Source organism: Pseudobacteriovorax antillogorgiicola (genome assembly GCF_900177345.1).
Lineage (GTDB): Bacteria > Bdellovibrionota_B > Oligoflexia > Oligoflexales > Oligoflexaceae > Pseudobacteriovorax > Pseudobacteriovorax antillogorgiicola.
The window spans coordinates 32,421-53,163 of sequence record NZ_FWZT01000025.1; the positions used below are offsets into that span (position 1 = coordinate 32,421).

18 protein-coding genes are annotated in these 20,743 nt (G+C 46.6%); 15 read left to right on the forward strand and 3 right to left on the reverse strand.

From position 1 onward, the window contains the following. Positions 1 to 14: 14 nt before the first annotated feature. Entirely contained in the window at positions 15 to 2,291 is a 2,277-nt protein-coding gene (locus B9N89_RS25355) for a tetratricopeptide repeat protein (protein ID WP_132324023.1), read from the reverse strand. A gap of 14 nt (positions 2,292 to 2,305) precedes the next feature. Then, positions 2,306 to 2,500: a flagellar FlbD family protein gene (locus B9N89_RS25360; protein ID WP_132324025.1), complete on the reverse strand. Its 195-nt coding sequence runs from the start codon at positions 2,498 to 2,500 to the stop codon at positions 2,306 to 2,308. A gap of 99 nt (positions 2,501 to 2,599) precedes the next feature. On the opposite strand from B9N89_RS25360, the gene prfB reads away from it, so the two are divergent. From prfB to B9N89_RS25395, 7 genes are all read left to right on the forward strand, one after another. After that, a complete protein-coding gene (gene prfB / locus B9N89_RS25365; RefSeq protein WP_200820789.1) occupies positions 2,600 to 3,706 on the forward strand; it encodes a peptide chain release factor 2 in 1,107 nt (368 codons plus the stop codon). A gap of 180 nt (positions 3,707 to 3,886) precedes the next feature. Further along, positions 3,887 to 5,950: a PrkA family serine protein kinase gene (locus B9N89_RS25370; protein WP_132324027.1), complete on the forward strand. Its 2,064-nt coding sequence runs from the start codon at positions 3,887 to 3,889 to the stop codon at positions 5,948 to 5,950. A 24-nt stretch (positions 5,951 to 5,974) separates the two neighbouring features. Further along, positions 5,975 to 7,084 (forward strand): DUF444 family protein, encoded by a 1,110-nt coding sequence (locus tag B9N89_RS25375; protein WP_132324029.1) that lies wholly within the window; start codon positions 5,975 to 5,977, stop codon positions 7,082 to 7,084. A gap of 2 nt (positions 7,085 to 7,086) precedes the next feature. Continuing rightward, the gene (locus B9N89_RS25380) at positions 7,087 to 8,580 is read left to right on the forward strand and encodes a SpoVR family protein (protein ID WP_132324031.1); all 1,494 of its coding nucleotides are present in this window, start codon (positions 7,087 to 7,089) and stop codon (positions 8,578 to 8,580) included. A gap of 10 nt (positions 8,581 to 8,590) precedes the next feature. After that, positions 8,591 to 10,300 carry a hypothetical protein gene (locus B9N89_RS25385; RefSeq protein WP_132324033.1) on the forward strand — a complete coding sequence of 570 codons (1,710 nt, stop codon included), beginning with the start codon at positions 8,591 to 8,593 and terminating at the stop codon, positions 10,298 to 10,300. Positions 10,301 to 10,612: 312 nt separating this feature from the next. Further along, positions 10,613 to 12,346 carry a hypothetical protein gene (locus B9N89_RS25390; protein ID WP_132324035.1) on the forward strand — a complete coding sequence of 578 codons (1,734 nt, stop codon included), beginning with the start codon at positions 10,613 to 10,615 and terminating at the stop codon, positions 12,344 to 12,346. A gap of 137 nt (positions 12,347 to 12,483) precedes the next feature. Then, entirely contained in the window at positions 12,484 to 14,337 is a 1,854-nt protein-coding gene (locus tag B9N89_RS25395) for a 7TM diverse intracellular signaling domain-containing protein (RefSeq protein WP_132324037.1), read from the forward strand. Here the strand turns inward: B9N89_RS25395 and B9N89_RS25400 are convergent. Next, positions 14,334 to 15,122: a UDP-2,3-diacylglucosamine diphosphatase gene (locus B9N89_RS25400; protein ID WP_159455631.1), complete on the reverse strand. Its 789-nt coding sequence runs from the start codon at positions 15,120 to 15,122 to the stop codon at positions 14,334 to 14,336. The two genes, B9N89_RS25395 and B9N89_RS25400, sit on opposite strands and share 4 nt — an antisense overlap. A gap of 229 nt (positions 15,123 to 15,351) precedes the next feature. Between B9N89_RS25400 and B9N89_RS25405 the strand changes: the two genes are divergently transcribed. The 8 genes from B9N89_RS25405 to nusB all read left to right on the forward strand — a co-directional run bounded on the left by B9N89_RS25405 (position 15,352) and on the right by nusB (position 20,737). Then, entirely contained in the window at positions 15,352 to 15,597 is a 246-nt protein-coding gene (locus tag B9N89_RS25405) for an acyl carrier protein (protein ID WP_132324041.1), read from the forward strand. A gap of 158 nt (positions 15,598 to 15,755) precedes the next feature. After that, entirely contained in the window at positions 15,756 to 16,202 is a 447-nt protein-coding gene (gene rpiB, locus B9N89_RS25410) for a ribose 5-phosphate isomerase B (protein WP_132324155.1), read from the forward strand. Between the two features lie 16 nt (positions 16,203 to 16,218). Then, a complete protein-coding gene (gene glyA / locus B9N89_RS25415; RefSeq protein ID WP_132324043.1) occupies positions 16,219 to 17,481 on the forward strand; it encodes a serine hydroxymethyltransferase in 1,263 nt (420 codons plus the stop codon). Further along, positions 17,478 to 17,942, forward strand: coding sequence for a transcriptional regulator NrdR (gene nrdR / locus B9N89_RS25420; RefSeq protein ID WP_132324045.1), 465 nt, complete (start codon positions 17,478 to 17,480; stop codon positions 17,940 to 17,942). Before glyA ends, nrdR begins: the two co-directional genes overlap by 4 nt. Next, the gene (locus B9N89_RS25425; protein WP_132324047.1) at positions 17,942 to 18,553 is read left to right on the forward strand and encodes a riboflavin synthase; all 612 of its coding nucleotides are present in this window, start codon (positions 17,942 to 17,944) and stop codon (positions 18,551 to 18,553) included. Before nrdR ends, B9N89_RS25425 begins: the two co-directional genes overlap by 1 nt. A 154-nt stretch (positions 18,554 to 18,707) precedes the next feature. Next, complete coding sequence (gene ribB / locus B9N89_RS25430; RefSeq protein WP_234996165.1) at positions 18,708 to 19,865, forward strand: 3,4-dihydroxy-2-butanone-4-phosphate synthase; 1,158 nt, start codon at positions 18,708 to 18,710, stop codon at positions 19,863 to 19,865. A 9-nt stretch (positions 19,866 to 19,874) separates the two neighbouring features. Next, complete coding sequence (gene ribH, locus B9N89_RS25435; RefSeq protein WP_132324049.1) at positions 19,875 to 20,324, forward strand: 6,7-dimethyl-8-ribityllumazine synthase; 450 nt, start codon at positions 19,875 to 19,877, stop codon at positions 20,322 to 20,324. Then, complete coding sequence (nusB, locus tag B9N89_RS25440; RefSeq protein WP_132324051.1) at positions 20,321 to 20,737, forward strand: transcription antitermination factor NusB; 417 nt, start codon at positions 20,321 to 20,323, stop codon at positions 20,735 to 20,737. The genes ribH and nusB overlap by 4 nt, the downstream gene beginning before the upstream one ends. Positions 20,738 to 20,743: the final 6 nt, after the last annotated feature.

Here is a 20,743-nt window from a genome sequence, read left to right on the forward strand (position 1 = left end):
ATTTAGACAATTTTCTATTCCCACAATTTTTCTAACTCGGTGCGTCTTGTATCAAGGCGACTACGGGCGTAGCGAACTTCGGGAAGTGCATCATCACCATCTTTCACTATCTTTTGCCATAGAGCACGGGCAACGGCCTTATCCCCTTGATCATAGTTCATTTCCGCAAGGGAATAGAAAAGAGCTGCTGTAACATTATTCACTGGCAGGTAGCCACGATTCAAGTACGCCTTACCCAGCATCGTAGGATCACTTTTAAATAGTTCTAACTCGAACTCCAGAACAGAATAGGCGCAGAACGTCTCATATTTCAGCATATCTTCTAGATAAGTTGCTATAAAGTCCTTCGACTTATTCTTAAATGTAGCTTCGGAGAAATGGGACCGCTCATCTCCTAGCCGCTGCAAAACGGGATAAATGATGTCGCATGCCACGCCAAAGTTCTCCTCCACCCAAGTGCTGGCAAGGTCATAGATCCAGAGGTAGTGATCTGGGCCACCGGGTGCAGAAAGTATACGGTCGATATAGAGATGAGTACCCTTAGTAAATGGAATTGTCCAATCCCGCTTTTGTAGTTGCTCACCGATTTGCTGACTTTCATTCGCCCACTTATCGTTACCATTCGGTGGAGTCACCTCGGAAAGCATCACAGCCTTGCGAATGAACTGAGCATCATTCTGGGCTTTATAGCCATCATAAAACTCTTTAGCTGGTTCTGATCGGCTCATATCAACATAAGCTTCGAATAGCGACTTCTTGTACTTGTCTGGCACCTTAGGAAAAAGAGTCCGACGACCTTGTTCAAAAAATCCTACTGCACCATAAATGTCACCAGCATCGAAATAACTTTCAATATTGCGAGCTTGGATATCTCTCACCGGCTCGACCAGACTCTTTAGGAATTCTGATCGAGGGTAACGACTATAAAAATTTCGTACTCGCTCTACAAGTTGTGGACTGCGATCATGTTGTGCATAGGAGGCCATTTCACAAGTCCAAACCAACTCTTGGGCCACAATCGGTAACGTTGTTTCTTCCTTGAGTTGATTCAGTACTTTTCGTGAGTGTTCAATATTGTTGCCTTGGTAGAAGGGTAGCTCTAGGCAAGCCTCGCGAAGCTTTGCCACATGGAGCGTTTCGTGAGCACGAAACTCGCGAATATGACGATAATAAGCGAGCTTCGCGTCTTCTATCTTGCCTAAGGCAAGATAGGAATCAGCAATACGAATGCTTGCCAAAGCTTGAAATTCAAAGGGTAAGTCCTTTACAACTTTTGTTGAGCTGAGACTCGCAAGCCCGTAATTCATCATTTTTATGGCTTCATCAAATTTCCCGAGCCAGAAAAGGCACTCCCCTCTTAGGATAAACTGCCAAGGACGAATTTTGTCCCGTCGATGGTCCAGACGAATCGCCAAGCTATACATGTCTTCAGCAAGTTCGAAATTGTTGAGATCAAAATAGATATCACCAATCCGAGCAAAAATTAGGGCAGCTTGTTCAACATCGCGGTCCTGCCTCAAGGCAATGTCTAGCTGCTGCACAGCACTCAAGTAGTCACGATTTCTAATAAATAGCTCGGCCTTCATTCGTCTGAATTGCGTGCGATACTCCTTTCGACCTGTACGTCTCAAATAGGCAAAACCGTCATCCACAGATCCAAAAGCCGCTGCCCAGCGCTCATAGGTAAAGTAAATCGCGGAAAGATTGTAAAAAGCTTTTGGTGCCACCTGATCGAGCACAGGATCCGGGATGTCTTTCTTAACTCCATAGGACCAAGAAAAGAATGTTGAAGCGTTCACAAACCACCCACGAACGTCTTCATGGTCATAATTATAATTATGGCTTTTCAACCTCGCCATCGCCTCAAAAAGAAACGAGTTCGCGATAAAGTAGTCGTTACGTCTGTGATAATCGTAGGATGTTCCATACCTCGCTCGGCCTCCCAACCAGGTTTTTCGTGCTTCTTCATACTCACCTTTGAGAAATAGCACTCGTCCACGATTAAGGTGCTCGATCGCACGACCGTGGCCATCCGTTCTCGGAAACTCTTTCGGGAAGTCTTTGTCATTGGGATCTATGAGTGCAATCGGAAAGTTCACCCGAGCCAGCTTGATCGGATACCGCCAGAAGATTTCTTGACTGTTATCCCGCAAGGATGCCTTTGCCGAAAAATCTCCGACAATCATATACTGACTCAGAATTTCATCGATACTGCGGTCTTTGAGAGCCTTACCCCGGGCAAACAATAGCTCTGGAGTTAACATCAGTATGTAGAACAAGAGATACTTCATTATTACTCAGCGCCCTAAGGAGCCGGGCCACTAAGAACCTGACTCTGATGATGGATAATCGCCTTTTCGATCTCTTGTAGAGACTCTTTAACCATCACGGAATCGCCGTTTATAAAAAAAATTAGGGTATCAGGTACCGATTCTAAGTACTTAACCGTTTCAAGGTTGAGCAGAATTTTGTTGTCGTCGAGCTTGGTGAGTATGATCATAAGGCCCCTAGAATCATATGGTCAGGCACCATTTACTATGATACTTAGGTGCCTAATTTAGTGTCAACTCAACACAGCGAAAGAGGTAATGCATGTCCCTTGAAACCCTGCAAGATAGAGCCAAATCTGCACACAGCAAGTACGATCAAGTATGGAGGTTTCTTTGACGTAGAAAAGAAGGAGAAGGAGCTTAAAGATATCGAAGTCGAGATCGAATCCCGCCCCGACTTCTGGACAAACCCTGACGTTTCCGCCCCCGTACTCAAAAAGAAAAGCATGCTAGAAAATGGGCTCAATCGTGCCAAAAAATTGGCGCAAAGTCGAGACGACCTGTCGGTAGCCTTAGAGTTAGCAGCAGAGGGCGAAGACGAATATCTTCAAGAAGCCGAATCTCTTCTGAACTACATCGAAGAAGAACTCGATCAGCTCGAAGTGGAAAGCCTGTTGAGTGGCGATATGGATGGCAATGATGCAGTTGTCACGCTCAATGCTGGAGCTGGTGGCACCGAGTCTTGTGACTGGGCCTCGATGTTGTTCCGCATGTACCTACGCTACGCTGAGCGCAAGGGCTGGAAAACTGAAATTTTCGATCTCCAAGATGGCGATGAGGCCGGTATTAAAAGCGCAACCTTTCAAATTTCAGGTGAATTTTCATTCGGTTTGCTGAAAGCCGAATCTGGCGTACATCGCCTCGTGCGCATTAGCCCTTTTGATTCAAACGCCAGACGACACACGTCATTTGCCTCGGTATTTGTTACGCCTGTTGTCGACGACAACATTGATATTGAAGTCAACGAGGGGGATATACGAGTCGATACCTACCGGGCCAGCGGCGCCGGTGGCCAGCATATAAACAAAACCGATTCGGCCGTAAGGATGACTCATATTCCAACCGGAATTGTCGTTCAGTGCCAAACCCAGCGTTCTCAGCATCAAAACCGCGATCAATGTATGAAACTCCTAAAATCTAAACTTTATGAGATGGAAATGGAAGAGCGCCGTAAAGCTCAAGAAGCAGCTGAAGGCGCCAAGTCTGAAATTGGCTGGGGAAGCCAAATTCGAAGTTACGTTCTGCACCCCTATAAGATGGTAAAGGATCATCGCACGAATCTCGAAAATCATAGCCCTGATGATGTTCTCGATGGTGGTCTCGAAGGGTTTATCAACGAGTTCCTTTCAAAATCCTACGACGCTGCAAATAGCTAGCGCCCTTGCAATCACTGCATTTCAAGCCCTCTAGACGGGGGCTCTCATCGTCTTCTCAGATCTAAAGTTTTGACAGCCTCTAGCATCCCAGATATTCTCTAGTATAAGGGTAAATTTAACTATCTCTTACCGAATCTGTCTCTTCGTCTGTGACATATAGATAGGCGTGAAGGAGCGAGCATGGACGCTAGCAAGATCATCAGTACAATTAATGAGCATGAATTTAACGATCAGTACCAACAACTTCATTGGACTGGCTCGTTTTCAGAGTACCTCGATCAAGTGATCGAGCACCCTGGAATCGCGAGGACAGCCTTCCAACGGGTTTACGATATGATCTACTCCTACGGCTTTGAAAAGTATGAGGAGTACAAGAAAGAGATCTATCATTGGAAGTTCTTTGACGACCCCATAGACATGGGTAAAGATGCGATCTTCGGATTGGACATTCACCTCACCAAACTCGTCAATGTATTTAAGGCGGCAGCTCAAAGATACGGACCAGAAAAACGGGTCATTCTGTTGCATGGACCGGTTGGTTCCGCGAAGTCGACCATTGCTCGCCTCCTTAAAAAGGGCATCCAGGAGTACAGTCGAACTCCTGAAGGAGCTTTATATACCTATGATTGGGTCAACATTGGTGAAATACTCAAGATGGAGAACGACATGCCTTGTCCGATCCATGAAGAGCCTCTTCACCTGATTCCAAACGAGCGTCGTGGCTCCGTGCTGGAGATTCTCAATAAGAATAGGGATCGCGCTGAATCTATTCATATTGAAGGAGATCTTTGCCCGGCTTGTCGTTACGTCTACAACAAATTGATGGAAGAGTACAAAGGCAACTGGGAAAAAGTTATTGAGAACCATATTCGCATTCGGCGCTTGGTTCTTTCTGAGCAAGATCGTGTGGGAATCGGAACCTTCCAGCCAAAGGATGAGAAGAACCAGGATTCCACCGAGCTTACGGGCGATATCAACTATCGTAAGATTGCCCAATATGGATCGGATTCCGACCCTCGCGCATTTAACTTCGACGGTGAATTCAACGTCGCCAACCGTGGTATCATTGAATTTGTCGAGGTGTTAAAGCTAGATGTTGCGTTCTTGTATGACCTTCTCACGGCCAGTCAGGAACATAAGATCAAGCCCAAGAAGTTTGCTCAAACTGATATTGACGAAGTGATCATTGGTCATACTAATGAACCCGAATATAGAAAGCTTCAGAACAATGAATTCATGGAAGCCCTAAGAGATCGTACCGTAAAAATCGATGTTCCATACATCACTCGGCTTAACAAGGAAACTGAAATCTACAAAAAGGATTTCAATGCTGAAACGGTACCTCATATTCACATCGCGCCCCATACGATTGAAATGGCAGCCATGTGGGCAATTTTAACAAGACTCGAAGATCCCAAAAAAGCTAACTTGACAATCATGCAGAAAATGAAGCTCTACAATGGCAAGTCCATTCCTGGCTTTACAGAGGATAATATCAAGGAGCTTCGTAAGGAGACAACCCGAGAAGGTATGGACGGGATCTCTCCACGTTATATACAGGATAAAATATCCAACTCTCTTGTAACTGACAAAGGCAATGGCTGCATCAATCCCTTCATCATTCTGAATGAGCTTGAATCAGGATTAAAGACTCACTCTTTAATCAAAGACGAAGATACCAAGAAACGCTACCGTGAACTTCTATCTTTAGTGAAGATGGAGTATGAAGACATCGTCAAGCATGAAGTCCAGAGAGCTATCTCAGCTGATGAAAGCGCCATCGACAAGCTATGCGGCAACTACATTGATAACGTCAAGGCTTACACTCAGAAAGAAAAAGTCAAGAATCCTTACACAGGAGACAATGAGGAGCCTGATGAAAGACTGATGCGTTCAATTGAAGAGAAAATTGATATCGCCGAAAGTCGCAAGGATGACTTCCGCAGGGAAATCATGAACTATATCGGTGCACTTGCTCTAGAAGGCAAGCCATTCGACTTCCGCACCAATGAACGTTTGCACAAGGCTCTAGAGCTAAAGCTTTTTGAAGACCAAAAGGACACTATCAAGCTGACGAGCCTCGTTTCTAACGTTGTTGATAAGGAGGCTCAGGCCAAAATCGATGTTGTCAAGAACCGTTTGATCAAGAACTACGGCTACTGTGAAATCTGTGCCAACGATGCCCTTGGCTTCGTTTCCAGTGTTTTCGCCCGTGGCGACATCGTCAAGAAAGACAAGAAATAACACTAAAATACTTAAGGAATCACTATGCCAATGAAAATGGAATCTGATCTCAATCGATTCCGTAAGATCGTCCGGGGCAAAATCAAAAAGGAACTGAGACGATTTATTTCAAGCGGCGATCTTGTTGCCCGTCAGGGCAACAAGAAGGTGACCATCCCACTGCCAAGAATCGATATACCCAAGTTTAAATTCGGCTCGAAAGAGCAGGGCGGCGTGGGCCAAGGTGAAGGCGAGGTTGGCGATTCAGTTGGTCAAGGTGAGCCCCAACCAGGAGAAGGGGAGGCTGGTGATCAAGAAGGTCAGCATAGTCTTGAAGTGGATGTTACCTTAGAAGAACTCGCACAAATACTTGGTGAAGAGCTTGAATTGCCCAATATCGAAGATAAGGGCAAGGATACGATTGAAGATAAAAAATATAAGTTTACAGGAATCCAAAAACAGGGCCCTGAATCTCTTAGGCACTTTAAGCGAACTTATAAGCAAGCCTTGATGCGCACTATTTCTATGGGACTATACGATCCCGAAGATCCAGTGATAGTGCCTATCAAGGATGATAAGCGGTTTCGATCTTTCAATGTTCACAACGAACCAGTTGCCAATGCCGTCATCATCTATATGATGGATGTTTCAGGGTCCATGGGTGACGAACAAAAAGAGATCGTTCGCCTAACCTCCTTCTGGCTAGATACTTGGCTTAGCACCCAATACAACGGGCTCGAACGACGGTTCATCATTCATGATGCCACTGCGCGAGAAGTTGATGCGGATACTTTTTACCGAACCAAAGAGTCTGGCGGCACTCTAATCAGCTCGGCTTACAAGCTCGCGCTTAAGCTTATTGAAGAAAACTTCAACCCATCAGAATGGAATATCTACCTATTTCATTTCTCCGACGGGGATAATTGGTCTGGCAACGATACCGCCGACTGTATGAAGCTTCTTGAAACCAGCCTCATTCCAGTTTCGAATATGTTTTGCTATGGTCAAGTTGAGTCGCGGTATGGCTCTGGTCAATTCCTAAGGGATTTGCACAAGCATTTTGGAGAAAGTAACGAAAAGATCACAACAACCCAGATCAAGGACCGCGATGCGATTATGGAAGCACTCAAGGTCTTCTTGGGTAAGGGGCGATAATTATGAGTTTCAATACGCAACTCACACCCGAACTACTCGATCTCACGATCAGCATCGCAGAGACATCTCGTGAAAATGGTCTCAATTTCTTCGATACGATTTTCGAACTTGTGGACTATAAACAGCTCAACGAGATCGCTGCCTATGGAGGCTTCCCAACCCGATATCCGCACTGGCGCTTCGGAATGGATTACGAACGTCTAGCAAAGAGCTATACCTACGGTTTGTCAGTTATCTATGAAATGGTCATCAATAACGATCCTTGCTATGCTTATCTGCTACGCGCCAACAACATGGTTTCGCAAAAGACAGTTATTGCTCATGTCTATGGTCATTGCGACTTCTTCAAGAATAACTATTGGTTCCAAAAGACCAATCGCAAGATGCTGGATCAAATGGCAAACCATGCATCGACTATACGCCGTTACATCGAGGATGTTGGCCACGATGTTGTCGAAGACTTTGTCGATTGCTGCCTTTCTCTTGAAAATCTTATTGATATCTACTCTCCCTTCTTTAGCACTCCCAAGAAAGACGAGGACGAAGATGAGGAAAAATACCGTGCTGACCCTGTGAAAAAGCTTCAATCCAAGAAGTACATGGACAGCTACGTGAATCCAAAAGAGTTTCTAGATGAACTTAAGAAAAAGCAGGAGGACGAACTCCAGAAGAAGAAAAATTTCCCCGAAGAGCCTCAAAAGGATGTCTTGAAGTTTTTGATGGAATACGCGCCTCTCAGCAATTGGCAGCGACGGGTCCTCGGCATCATTCGCGACGAAGCTTACTACTTTGCCCCCCAAGGACAAACCAAAATTATCAACGAGGGCTGGGCTTCTTACTGGCACAGTAAAATGATGACAGAACTCCACCCCCTCACCGATGCTGAAATCATCGATTATTGCGATCAGCATTCAGGAATCGTAGCTGCTGCTCCGGGCCAACTGAATCCCTACAAGCTTGGCATTGAACTTTTGAGACATATCGAGAGGCGCTGGGATAAAGGGCAATTCGGCCTTGAGTATCTGGACTGTGATGATCCAAAGAAAAGAGCCTCCTGGGACACTCAGGCCGGTTTGGGCAAGGAAAAGCTCTTCGAAGTTCGTCGGATACACAATGATATCACGTTTATCGACGCCTTTCTTGACGAAGATTTTTGTCATGAGCATAAGCTTTTTATATATGACTACGATCGGCGCAATAATCGCTACGTCATCTCTGGAAGAGACTTTAGGGATATCAAGAAGCAACTCCTTAAACAGCTAACTAATTTTGGCCAACCTATTATTATGGTCAAAGATGCAAACTACAAAAACCGTAATGAGTTACTTCTCCAGCACCAGTATGATGATGTGGATCTTAAACATGACTTTACCCTAGAGTGTTTGAAAAACCTCTATAAGATTTGGCAACGGCCTGTTCACATTGAAACCATCATCGAAGATGTACCCCGACGGGTCTCATTCGACGGTTCTAATCACAATGTGGAAAAGATCTAACTGAGGGACTATGACGCAACCATGGCACGGGTTTCGGATCCTAATAGCCTTAGGTGTGGCACTGCTTTGCCAGTCGCTTCAGGCTAACGGCGGCCTCGTGCCTGCCATCCGAAATGTGGGTGTGATTCCAGTCCAGTGGCAATCGTCGCCATCTATGATTTCACCTCTCGCTAAGTTTAAAGCTCTTAGTGAAACAGCATTTTCTCCCATTGTTCGCAGCGCCAAACGTTTCCAGCAAATTAACGATACCATTGTTGAAAATAACTGGGCGACCCCCAATGGTCGCAAGCTCCTAGTGGATGAGTTCGAACTTGATGGCTATCTTTCTTTAAATGTGGACGAGCAATCTGATCTTGTGATCATGACCGTACGATTGTTAAGTCCTCAACTTAACAACTACCTCGTAGAATCCGAAAGGATTTTGAAATCTTGGATTTTGACTCAATCAGAGAGGCAGCTACAACTCCGCCTTAAAAAGCTAGTGTTTCGCCTTCTCAATCGGTATCCGATCGATGTATTTGTCACATCTGTTCAGGGCTCATTCATCACCCTTTCCGGCGGCAAGAATCAAAACCTATTTGAAGGTGATGAACTTCAGTTCTATGACGTTCAAATCACACAAATACATCCCGCAAATGGCGCATGGTTAAACTATGACTATAAATATCTCGGACGTGCCAAAGTTATCGATAGCAAAGACTATTCAGCCATAGCTAGGCTTACTAGCCTGGCTTTTGAAGGAGCCATAAAAAATAGTTCGTCAGCAAAGATCACTCATATCAATTCCAGGCGCTTATTTGCACAAATGGATGAGGAATCGCCTCCACTTCCTATCAGCAACCAAGCCCGTATTGCAGACCTCAAAGCTCCTACAAAGATACCCAGTCCTGAAGATCAAATCATCGTTGCTCTCAAACCAGATCCTACTCCACCGCCAGCAGCCCAAGAACCTCCTGCGCCTCCTGAAGAAACCGAGACGGAAGACGATGAGCCTCCGATGGAACCGACTCCGGAACCCGTTGATGATGGGCCCGGTTTTTTGGCAAATGTCCACAACTTTTTCCAAAATCAATTTTCTAGCTTTCATGCCATAGCTGGATTAAATCTATGGTCAGCCACTGGCACAAGTTCTAGTTCTGCAAAATTCCCATTTTGGTTGGTCAATCACTTAGAAGCCTGGGGGCATATTCCTGTCGAGAAGGGGCACGAACTTCGTCTAGGGTCTAGCCTTGGATTTGGCGAAACTGGCGACGGTGGCTTCTTCGGCCTGGGACTTTCTGCTGAATACACCGTACAATCCCCTCAGCCTGGTCTAGTATTTCAGGAGGTTGATGGCATCGCTTACGGAGCGCTTGTTGAACTAGAAACGACACAAGCCTCTGGGTCTTCGTATGGAGGCTACGATGCGCTCATTCTTGGGGGGCTTATCAAGGCCTATGGTCGCCACCATCTTGTTGAATCAAGCCAAACAATTGAAGGCGAGTTAGCTATGAAACTAAAATTGTTAGCATTCGGTCAAGCTGGGCTTTCTGGAACCACTGCATCCATTTCAGGAGCATTTGGCTACGAGCTCCAGGCTCTAGCAATTCTCAAAGATCAACCCGATGATTGGGAATGGGGTGGCTTGTTCCGCTACGAATCAACGGATTTTACGGTTGATAGTGGCTCCCTAACTTATGGCCATCTGTTCTTAGGTGGCATGGCTAGGCTGCGATTCTAGATTCCCATAGGCCATACTTCTGCTCCTCCTAGAAACAGTGATTTTCAATATGATCCTAATATTAATACAAAAAATATTCACCAAAAACTTTTCCGTTACCCTCCTTTGCTTTACCAGAACCATTAACTGCTAAATCCTTTATTGATCGCAACTTATCCAAGTTTCGAGTTTGTCGTCGCAGTTCAGCGAGCTTGCCATAAGTATCTAAAATTAGGCTCAATCAGGCCTCTGCTTATGAATTCCTAAAGTTTTTATCTCAATCTGCCGATAGGGCATCAAAAGGGGTTTACTGCATTTTTAGAGGGGACAGTAATGAGTCAGTCGAAGTTGGCTAGCGCCATCGCGCTAGTGCTATGTGTTAGTTGTACCAAGTCAAATATTTTCTCACCAGCAAAGAAAGCTGATTCAGCAACTGCTGAACAGGCAAGCGAACAAACAGGCGCCGATCAGGTAGCTGAGACGCCAGAAGTTGAAGAGCTTAAGCTTATTCAGAAAGCTGTTGGAGACGAAGAAATCGTTCATGCTGCCGACCTTAAAGAAGGTGAAGAGCAGATGGCGATCGTTTGTGAACGCAACAAAGACAAGCGTAATATCGTCTTACAAAAATTTTGTGTTGAGAAAGTACGACCTAAGAGCATCATCGAGCTTCAGGAAGCTCTGAACGTTGTGATTCCCCCGAACATGAACCAGGGACAAATTGGACAGGCTCCCATTCCTGGTTTCGCGATGCAGGGTCATTCAAGTTCACTTGTTGGCCAGTTTGTATCAGCAATCAACCCACGAGTTATCTTATTTAATGACCAGAACGGCGGCGACGCTCGATCTGCCCAAGCATTTGTTGCGATGGGCTTTGTTCGTGGTGAGCAGTTTGCTGAAATCATCGTTGTTAACCAAAACGAAGATGGCACTCCGGCAATGTTGAACGACTCCAATGGTCAACCAACCATTAAAGACGTTTCATTATTCCTTGTTGGCTTCAAGCAAGCTTGTAACTTCAGAGACGGTGGCTGTAACGCTGGTGAGCTTTTGACTTCTGCTGTTGAAAGCAACTGGGTTGAGTTCACTCTTTATCAGGATGAAGATCTAAAGAATACTATCATCGACTGTCGTCACTGCCACCAGCCAGAAGGTATCGGCACTCAAAAGTTCGGTCGTATGCAAGAGCTTCGGAACCCGTGGGTTCACTGGATGCGTGACAACCGAAACAACGGTACCGTCCTTCTTGATGATTACTTTGCAGCTCACGGCACCGAAGACGCTTACGGCGGTGTTCCTGCAAGCTCTATCTCTGCATCGGATCCGAACGAACTTGAGCGTTTGATGGATGCTAACGGTTTCACCGAAGCGCAGATCGAAGAGATCGAATTTCAAACTCAAGACATCCTTGACGAAGTTACAGCACAAAACAACGCACAGCCTGCAGACAACACCGTTCCCGGAGAGAGTCAGGTTTGGGAAGATCTTTTCCAACTCGCTTCAACAGGTGTATCTGCTGATGGCCGTAACATCATTCCCATCCCGTATCACGATGTGAAAGTTACCGAGCCTGCACTTCTAGACAAATACACGAAGCAGATGCAAGACTTCCGAGCTGGTTTAGTAACCATGGAGCAGTTCGAAGATCACCGTAACGCATTCCGTACAGACCAAAAACAACGCGCAGACATGGGCTTCGCAGTTCGCGCAGGAACACCTCCTGAGACGATGCTTATCCAAGCTTGTTTCCAGTGTCACAATGGAAAGCTAGATCAAAACATCTCTCGATCACGATTCGACGTAAACTTCCAGAATATGGTTGCAAGACCAGATGTCGATGCAGTTGCTGAAATCAACACAGCAATCGAACGATTGAAGTTAGGTTACTCCGAAGAGCGCCTTGCTCAAGAAGGCATCAAATTCATGGATGAGAAGACTGGCGAAGTGAAGAAGCTTCACAAAGGTGAGCATATCTTAACCATGCCTCCTCGTCGCTTCAAGGCTTTAACTGATCAGCAGATCGATACTCTTATCGATTACTTGAAGGCTGAGCAGGCAAAGCTTCAGTAAGAAAAAAAGCAAGTAGACTCAACTCACAACGGAGGTCTTTCAAGGCCTCCGTTGTTTCATGTCAAGAACTCTTACCACCACGAAATTTTCGCCGTTGATAAAGTCTTAACCTATTCATCCGATGAGAATTTTAATTTGTGAAACGTGGTTTCTCTATGCTCAAGCACAGTCGCTGGCTCATAGTATCGATATTTGCCTTAGCTTTACCAACCCCATCATCATCGAATGATGGTCGAGGCATAGACTATAAAGAAGCTGGCAACTACGATGTGGCTCAGAGTCACCTGTCTCCTCTGAGCTTCAAAAGCTTCTACATTGACAGATACTCTTCCAAATATTCTAGCCTAGATTCCTCAAGTATCTTAAAGTATTCAGCAACCCTATCGGACACCGATCCTACCCCAAGGAATTACGTACTTGTTATCCCCTTTCCGTGGAAGTCGACACAGGCCTTTCTCACGCCAAACAAAGGGGAACGCTACGAATTACCTCGGCTGGATTATCGCTACGACTCCTATAGTATCTCTGATCAGGACCTACCTGCTCATATTGAGCTATGGCTCGACCCTGGAGGTTATCCCACCCCTCGCATCAACCCTCAGATATACTCTCAAGATGCTTGGATCGTTAGCGCCAACCAAGACAACTTGATTGAAGGCATAGGCTTTGGGATCATTGCGATCATGATTATCTATAATCTAGGTATGTACCTAAGCTTTCGCCATGGCTACTTTCTTTATTACTGCACCTACGCGATTAGCCTTTTAGCTGTGTTGATCCATTCCGCAGGGTACGTCTACTTCATCCATCCACTAATCATGCTCGCGAGCGGTGGCAGCGGCATTTTTCTTTTATTCATGGTGGGAGATCTTCTGTTAGATTCTAACCATCGCAAACTGCGTCGAGCACAATGGCTCCTTATCTTAGTCAGCTGCCTCGCTATCATAGGTAATGTTTTTCATCTAATAGCTGTATCTAGTTTGGTTCTATCTGTATCTTCCTGTGTAGGATTTGCCATCTTCACATCCCTTTACAGATTAAGACAGGGTGAAAAAGTAGCCATACACCTACTTGCTGGATGGCTAGTACTCGCTGTCTCTATTGGCCTTTCCATGATGGTGAACTATGAATCCCTAGCGGTCCTCGCTTGGTCTCCATTTATTGGTATCGTTTTAGAAACCTGTATTTTCTCATTTGCTATGAGTATCAAAGCCAGACAAACTGAGCTTTCTGCACTAGCTGCAAAGAATCACTCCTACCAACAACTGCAAAAAGTTTTTTACCCCCATCAGATCCAGCAGATGGAGCAAGGAAACCAACTTGAATCAACAATGCCGTGCGGCACTGGCAAGGCTATTGCTCTCTCCTTTGATGCTGTCGCTAGTTCTGAGATCGACCCCAGCTTGGCCTTTCGCTTCTTTAGAGAGCTATTCTCACAGTTCAATGACAGGATCAGTCAAGGCTATCGTGCAGATCCCTTGCAAGCCAGCGCTCATAGGGTCAAAGAGATGGGTGACGGCTTTCTGTGTACCGTAAACTTTCCTTTTTTAGCACCTGATCAATCAGCAGGAGGACCCGAGAAAGAAGCCATCTTACTTGCCAAGGATATGATAAAAATATTCCAAAGGTGCCGCCAGCGGTTTTCCCTCGAAGGCATTAGTTTTTGCACCGCCGGGCTTGCCAAGGGGGACGTGTTGAGTTTTTTTCCAAGCAGTGAACCAGTGGACTACGATCTTTTTGGAGAGGCACTCATCCTCGCCACACGCTACGAGGAGTTTGCCATGAAGCTTGGCAAATCAAGACATCTTTCGGCTGATATTTTAGCGGTGCAAAGCGAGGTCTTCGAAGCTTTGCCTTCGCAGTCTATTGACCTGGAAAAGATCGACTTGAATGAGCTGGGATTCCAAGTGAGAAATGATCCTAACGCAAAAACTTGCTACATCCTCGTCGACCATGGAGAGTCACCCGAAGCAAGCAACGCTGCATCCTAGCCTTGGTTACCGGCAAGAAGTGGTTTGGCCGGCATAAGCTGTGGCCGCTTACTGGCTTCTTGAGGCAGCCACCTATGAAAGGCCCCTTCCCGAAACACCAAAAAGTTGGGCTTATCCCAGCAGTCCACACTAAAGACACCACCCTTTCGCCCGTCGCGACGGGATTCTGCATAAGGCACATGGAAGTGCCCAAACAAACCGTAGTCGTGGGCTGTGGTTTCGAGCCATGAGTAGACCGCACCCAGTATTGCGTCGTGATTGATCGTTCGATATTCATCTTGAGAGCGCGAGATATGAGCTCCCCGAGTGGCCAACCAGTTCATGAGGGGACCGGGCACTAGACGAGCCGCACCAGTAAGCCATTGTGACTTCACAACCTTTCGGAATTTCTTATACCGTTCGTGGGAATATATCATATCGCCATGAGCCATTTTGAACCGTTCTCCGGTGCTAATTTCAAGCTCAGCTTCTCCAGAAGGGTAAAACTCTACTCCTTCCCAGCCGAAATCCTTAATCCGAAACTCATGATTGCCTTCAAGGTAGATCACACGGGTTCCAGAAGCAGCCACGGCCTCCAAAGCCGCTCCAATAGCTTCAAACCGCCTCTGAAAATAGGGATGACTGCCAAGGCAGAAATCAAAAATATCCCCAAGGAAAACAAAGTACTCGACATTCCCTTCAGCAACTTGCCTCAGAGCCTTTAGAAGCAGACGACCCTTTTCATCATAGGCAGAATGCAGATGGATATCGGATGCCACCACTAGAGATGCGTTAAAATCTGTCAAAAGTTCACTCCTACCATCGTATCCCACCAATTGTACCTACCAGAAAGCCTACATACAGTAAATTAACTTGCAAAAATCGCTTTTTTAAAGCTACCTTGATTACAAATTCACTCATATTTACCGAAAGCCTATATGCGTCTTACCCTGCAATATTTTCTTGCATTCCACCCTAGATTTTGTTTTTTTAGTCTAACATTAGGCTTACATATGCCACTTTGGAGGTTTTAGCATGTCCGCAGATATCGAAGGAAAACTTAAGCAAATCGTCGTGAACCAACTTGGTGTTGAAGAAGCAGCAGTTGTTGGTAAAGCAAAATTCATTGAAGATCTAGGTGCTGATTCCCTAGATATCGTTGAACTTGTGATGGCTATGGAAGAAGCATTTGGCATCGACATCCCAGATGAAGAAGCTGAAGGCATCCGTACCGTTGAAGATGCAGTGTCTTACGTGAAAAAAACGCAAGACCTAGCTTAGGACTCCTCCGGAAATGCTGAAGTGCTGCGGAAGCGGGAGCCCACTTCTACTTTCTTATCACCCAAGTCGTTTCCGGTTGAGCCTGGGGCAATGAGTCCCCCCTCTCTTGCCTGAGTCGATTGTCTATCTAGGGTGGATAAGGCGCAACACATATGGGTATGAAAATCGGAATCGCCTCGGACCACGGAGGGCGAGAACTGAAACATCTCGTGGTCGAGTTTCTAGACTCACAAAATATCGAAGTTCAAGATTATGGCGTAGCAAGAGATGACGCCACCTCAGTTGACTACCCAGATTATGCAGAAAAACTAGCCAAAGATGTAGCCGCCGGCAAATGCGAGCGAGGCATCCTAATTTGCGGCACAGGTATTGGCATGTCAATAGCAGCAAATAAGGTCGCCGGTATTCGTGCAACTCTCGTTTGGGATGATTTTACGGCCAAAATGTCACGCCTCCACAATAATTCTAATGTTCTTTGCCTTGGGGAAAGAGTATTAAATCATCATAGAGCCCTTGATCTGGTTCAAATCTGGCTTGAAGCCTCGTTTGAAGGCAGCCGCCACCAGCGTCGGCTCGATAAAATCTCGGCACTAGAAACTCAATAAAACAAGGGACATCGTCATGAGCAAACCCTGGCAACAACTATCGGATTACGATCCTTTGGTTTTCGACCTCATCGAGCAAGAGTTAGAGCGACAGGAAACTGGTTTGGAGCTGATCGCGTCTGAGAACTTTGCGTCCCCTCGCGTGGTTGCGGCTGCGGGCAGCATCCTCACCAATAAATACGCCGAAGGCCTTCCTGGTAAGCGCTATTATGGCGGTTGTTCCAAAGTCGATGGCATCGAGCAGATTGCCATCGATCGTGCCAAGGAAATATTCGGAGCCAAGTTTGCAAACGTACAGCCTCACTCCGGTGCTCAGGCGAATGCTGCGGTTTATCTAGCCCTTCTCAGCCCTGGCGATCGAGTATTAGGCATGGACCTATCCCATGGGGGACACCTCACTCATGGCTCCAAGGTAAACTTCTCGGGAATCAATTATGAATCCCACTTCTATGGTGTAAGCCCCGAGTCGGAACTCCTTGACTACGACGAAGTGGAGCGAATTGCCACGGAAGTCAAACCCAAAATGATTATCGCTGGAGCAAGTGCTTACCCGAGAGAGATCGATTTCGCCCGCTTTAGGCAGATCGCCGACAAAGTTGGTGCCTATCTCTTTGTGGACATGGCTCATATTGCAGGGCTTGTCGCTGCCGGTGAACACCAAAACCCAGTGCCATTCGCCCATGTCGTTTCAACAACGACTCACAAGACCCTCCGTGGACCAAGGGGCGGCCTTCTCCTATGGAATGATGAGTCCTTAAAGATTAATAAGGCGGTTTTTCCTGGAACTCAAGGCGGACCTCTTGAGCATGTGATTGCAGCCAAGGCTGTAGCCTTCAAAGAAGCCCTTGAGCCAAGCTTCAAAGATTATCAGCAAAGTGTCAAAGCCAATGCAAAAGCGCTGGCCGAAGGACTGATGGAAACCGGCCTTCGTATAGTTTCCAACGGCACCGAGAATCACCTCGTCTTGCTCGACCTTTCCAGCACAGAAGTCAGCGGAAAAGACTTGGAAGAAGCACTTGGCAAAAGCCATATCACAGTAAATAAGAACACAGTGCCTCGCGAGACTCGCAGTCCCTTCGTTACCAGCGGTATCCGCTTGGGAACAGCAGCACTCACCACGCGTGGCATGGGACCTGAAGAGATGAAGCAGATTGCTGTTTGGATTCGACGGGCCTTCGATCACGTAGGTCAGGATGACGAACTGGCAAAAATTCACAAAGAGGTTGAGGCACTGACGGCTCGATTCCCACTTTATCCGGGTTGGAGCCAAGTCAAGTGAAATGCCCGAAGTGTGACCAACGCGATACCAAGGTCCTAGAAAGCCGCATCAGCAACGAAGGGCGCAGTGTGCGCCGTCGGCGCGTTTGCACCAAGTGTCACCATCGCTTTACCACTTATGAGAAGCAAGAAGAGCTAACTCTTCAGGTGAAAAAGCGAGATGGCACCTTCGATGTTTTCAATCGCGAAAAAATCATCAGCGCCCTTTCTATGGCTTGTCGAAAGCGCAACATTTCCATCGATCAGATCGAGTCGATGGTTGCAGGTATCGAGGCCCACCTTCGCGGTAACGGCGAGCGAACGGTCACGAGCCAAAAAATTGGTGACTTGGTGATGAAAAAACTTCGCCAAACCGATCATGTGGCATATGTTCGCTTCGCCTCCATCTATAAAGACTTCAAAGATCCTGAGGAATTTTTGCGCGAGCTTAAAGATCTCAAGGACGTTAGGGAACTCACATAATGTTTACTGGACTAGTCGAGACTACGGGTCGTATCAAATCTATTCACGATCACGAGGGAATTTCTCGCTTTGTGGTCGAAGGGCTGAATCCCAAGCAGTTCGATGCCAAGTTCGGAGATAGCATCGCAGTCAATGGCTGCTGCCTCACGGTAACAGAGATCTTCGATGACGGTTATTCATTCGATGTTTCCCGAGAGACTTTAAGTGTGACCAACCTGGGCGCTTTGGCCCCTCGTAAACGGGTGAACCTCGAACGAGCCATGCAGATTGGCGACCGTTTGGGAGGACATTTGGTTTCTGGGCATGTAGACGGCAAAGCCACCATAGAATCCATTGACAAACAAAGCGATGGCTGGGAAGTAGTCATTAGCTTGAACCACTCCTTGAGCCGTTACGTGATTCCAAAAGGATCAATTTGTCTCGATGGAGTTAGCTTAACAGTCAATGAACTGAAAGATGAATCGGCTCACAGCCTGATCCACCTGATGCTTATCCCTGCCACCATCGAAGAAACCACCTTCGCGGAGCTTCCTGTCGGCTGGCAGCTGAATGTTGAGGTGGATATGATCTCCAAGTTCATGGAAAGATTAAGTAAGTTCCAGCCAAACTAAGATGTAAACGCTTTTGTAGCATTTAAGTTTCCCGCTGTAGTCCGATGAATAGCTTGCTAGTTTGGCCTAGATATATTAGGTTGCTATCTTCTTGGCGTCGTGAGGAGTTCTTTGACATTGCTGCAGGGCAACCACCTAATATTATGGGGTTTCTATGAATACAGGGGCGGAACAGGATCGAATGTTAAACCGAGTTGGTGAGGCTATCGAAGCCATTCGCAATGGTCGAATGGTGATCATGGTCGACGATGAAGACCGCGAAAATGAGGGAGACCTCGTCCTAGCAGCAGAATGCGTGACTCCAGAACAAATTAATTTTCTCGCTAAGTACGCACGAGGCCTTATCTGCCTAACGCTCGAACCTGAGCTAGTTGATGCCCTTAAGCTCCCCATGATGGAAGACAGCACCAAGCGCCTACCCACGCAAGGCACGGCATTTACTGTGAGCATCGAAGCTCGTGATGGAGTGACCACTGGTATTTCGGCCGCAGATCGCGCCCACACCATCCAAGTCGCCATTGCAAACGGCGCAAAACCTGAAGACATTGTTGTACCAGGACATATTTTCCCTCTCAAGGCCAGACCAGGAGGCGTTCTTGAGCGTGCCGGGCATACTGAAGGCTCGGTAGACATCGCAAAGATGGCAGGCTATAAAGGTGCCGGCGTGATCTGCGAGATCATGAATGACGATGGCACAATGGCTCGAATGTCCGACCTCGAAACCTTCGCCAAAGAGCACAATATTCCGATCATCGCGATCGCAGATCTCATTCAGTACCGACTTCTTAAAGAAACTATGGTTGAAGAGGTCGAACGCCAAGAAATTCTAACGGACGCTGGTCCCTTTACAGGGGTTTTGTTTCGCAATCTCGTCGATCGCTCGGAGCACCTAGCCATACTCAAAGGCGACGGCTTCGAAAATCACGTGGTTGATGTTCGGGTTCATGGCCAAAAGAACTTATGTGACGCTATTGGATCGCGAGACGCGGGTTCCGGCAAACGACTGGCTTATGGTTTGGATATGCTCAAGCAAGTGGATCGTGGCATTCTTATTTATCTGACTCGATCCGAGCAGTCATTGGTCCCTGAATTCGAAGAACTGATTTCTGACTTCCAAAAGAAACCAAAAGAGTCAAAAGCAAATAAAAAAGCTCCGGGAGTTGATGTTCGCCTTCATGGGACCGGAGCGCAAATTCTTAGGTCTCTGGGGGTTTCTAAGATGCGCATCCACACCACATCCCCGATGGCCTTGAAAGGGCTTTCAGGGTTTGGTCTTGAGATTGTTGAAACCAACGTTTTTTCTTATAAATAGAGGGTTTTCATGGCTGAAAAAGTTCTCATCGTTGCAGCTCGTTTTAATGAATTGGTAACCCGCTCATTAGTGGATGGCGCCGTACAAACTCTTAAAGACGGCGGTCTCCAAGATAACCAAATATTCACAACCTGGGTGCCAGGGGCCTTCGAGATTCCGGTAGTCGCTGCCAAGGCTGCTCGCAGCAAAGGCTTTGATGCGGTCATCTGCCTTGGAGCTGTGATTCGCGGTAACACAGCTCACTTCGACTATGTAGCTGGACCAGCAGCATCTGGAATTATGAATGTCAGCGTTGAAACTGAGGTGCCAGTGATCTTCGGTGTTTTAACCACAGATACTGTGGAGCAAGCCCTTAATCGCGCCGGCCTAAAACTGGGTAATAAAGGGTCTGAAGCAGCACAAACAGCTCTTCAAATGATTCAGACCCTCAAGACAGTTGAAGAGTGGAGTAAGAATTGACAGATAAGCAGATTCACCCTAATTCCTTAGCCCGTGATTGGGCTGTGCAATTTCTATATCAGTGCGAAACAGAAAAGCTGTTCCACTTTTCCGATGGGCACTTTCAAACCTTCATCGACAACTTCAAGCTCGATGGTCAGATCGTGCCATTGATTCGCAACTTCGTCGAAGGTGTTTTTAATAATCTTGTCTACCTCAATGAGACCATCGAAAAGCATTCGACGAATTGGACGATGGCGAGGATGCCGACAACAGATCGTTGTGTCCTAAGAGTTGCTGCCTACGAACTGACAAAGACCAAAGCTCCGCGGAAAGTAGCCATCAACGAGGCTATTGAACTTGCCAAAAAATACGGAACTCGTGACTCTGGTAAGTTCGTTAACGCCATTCTAGATAAGATCGAGCCAGCATAATCAAGC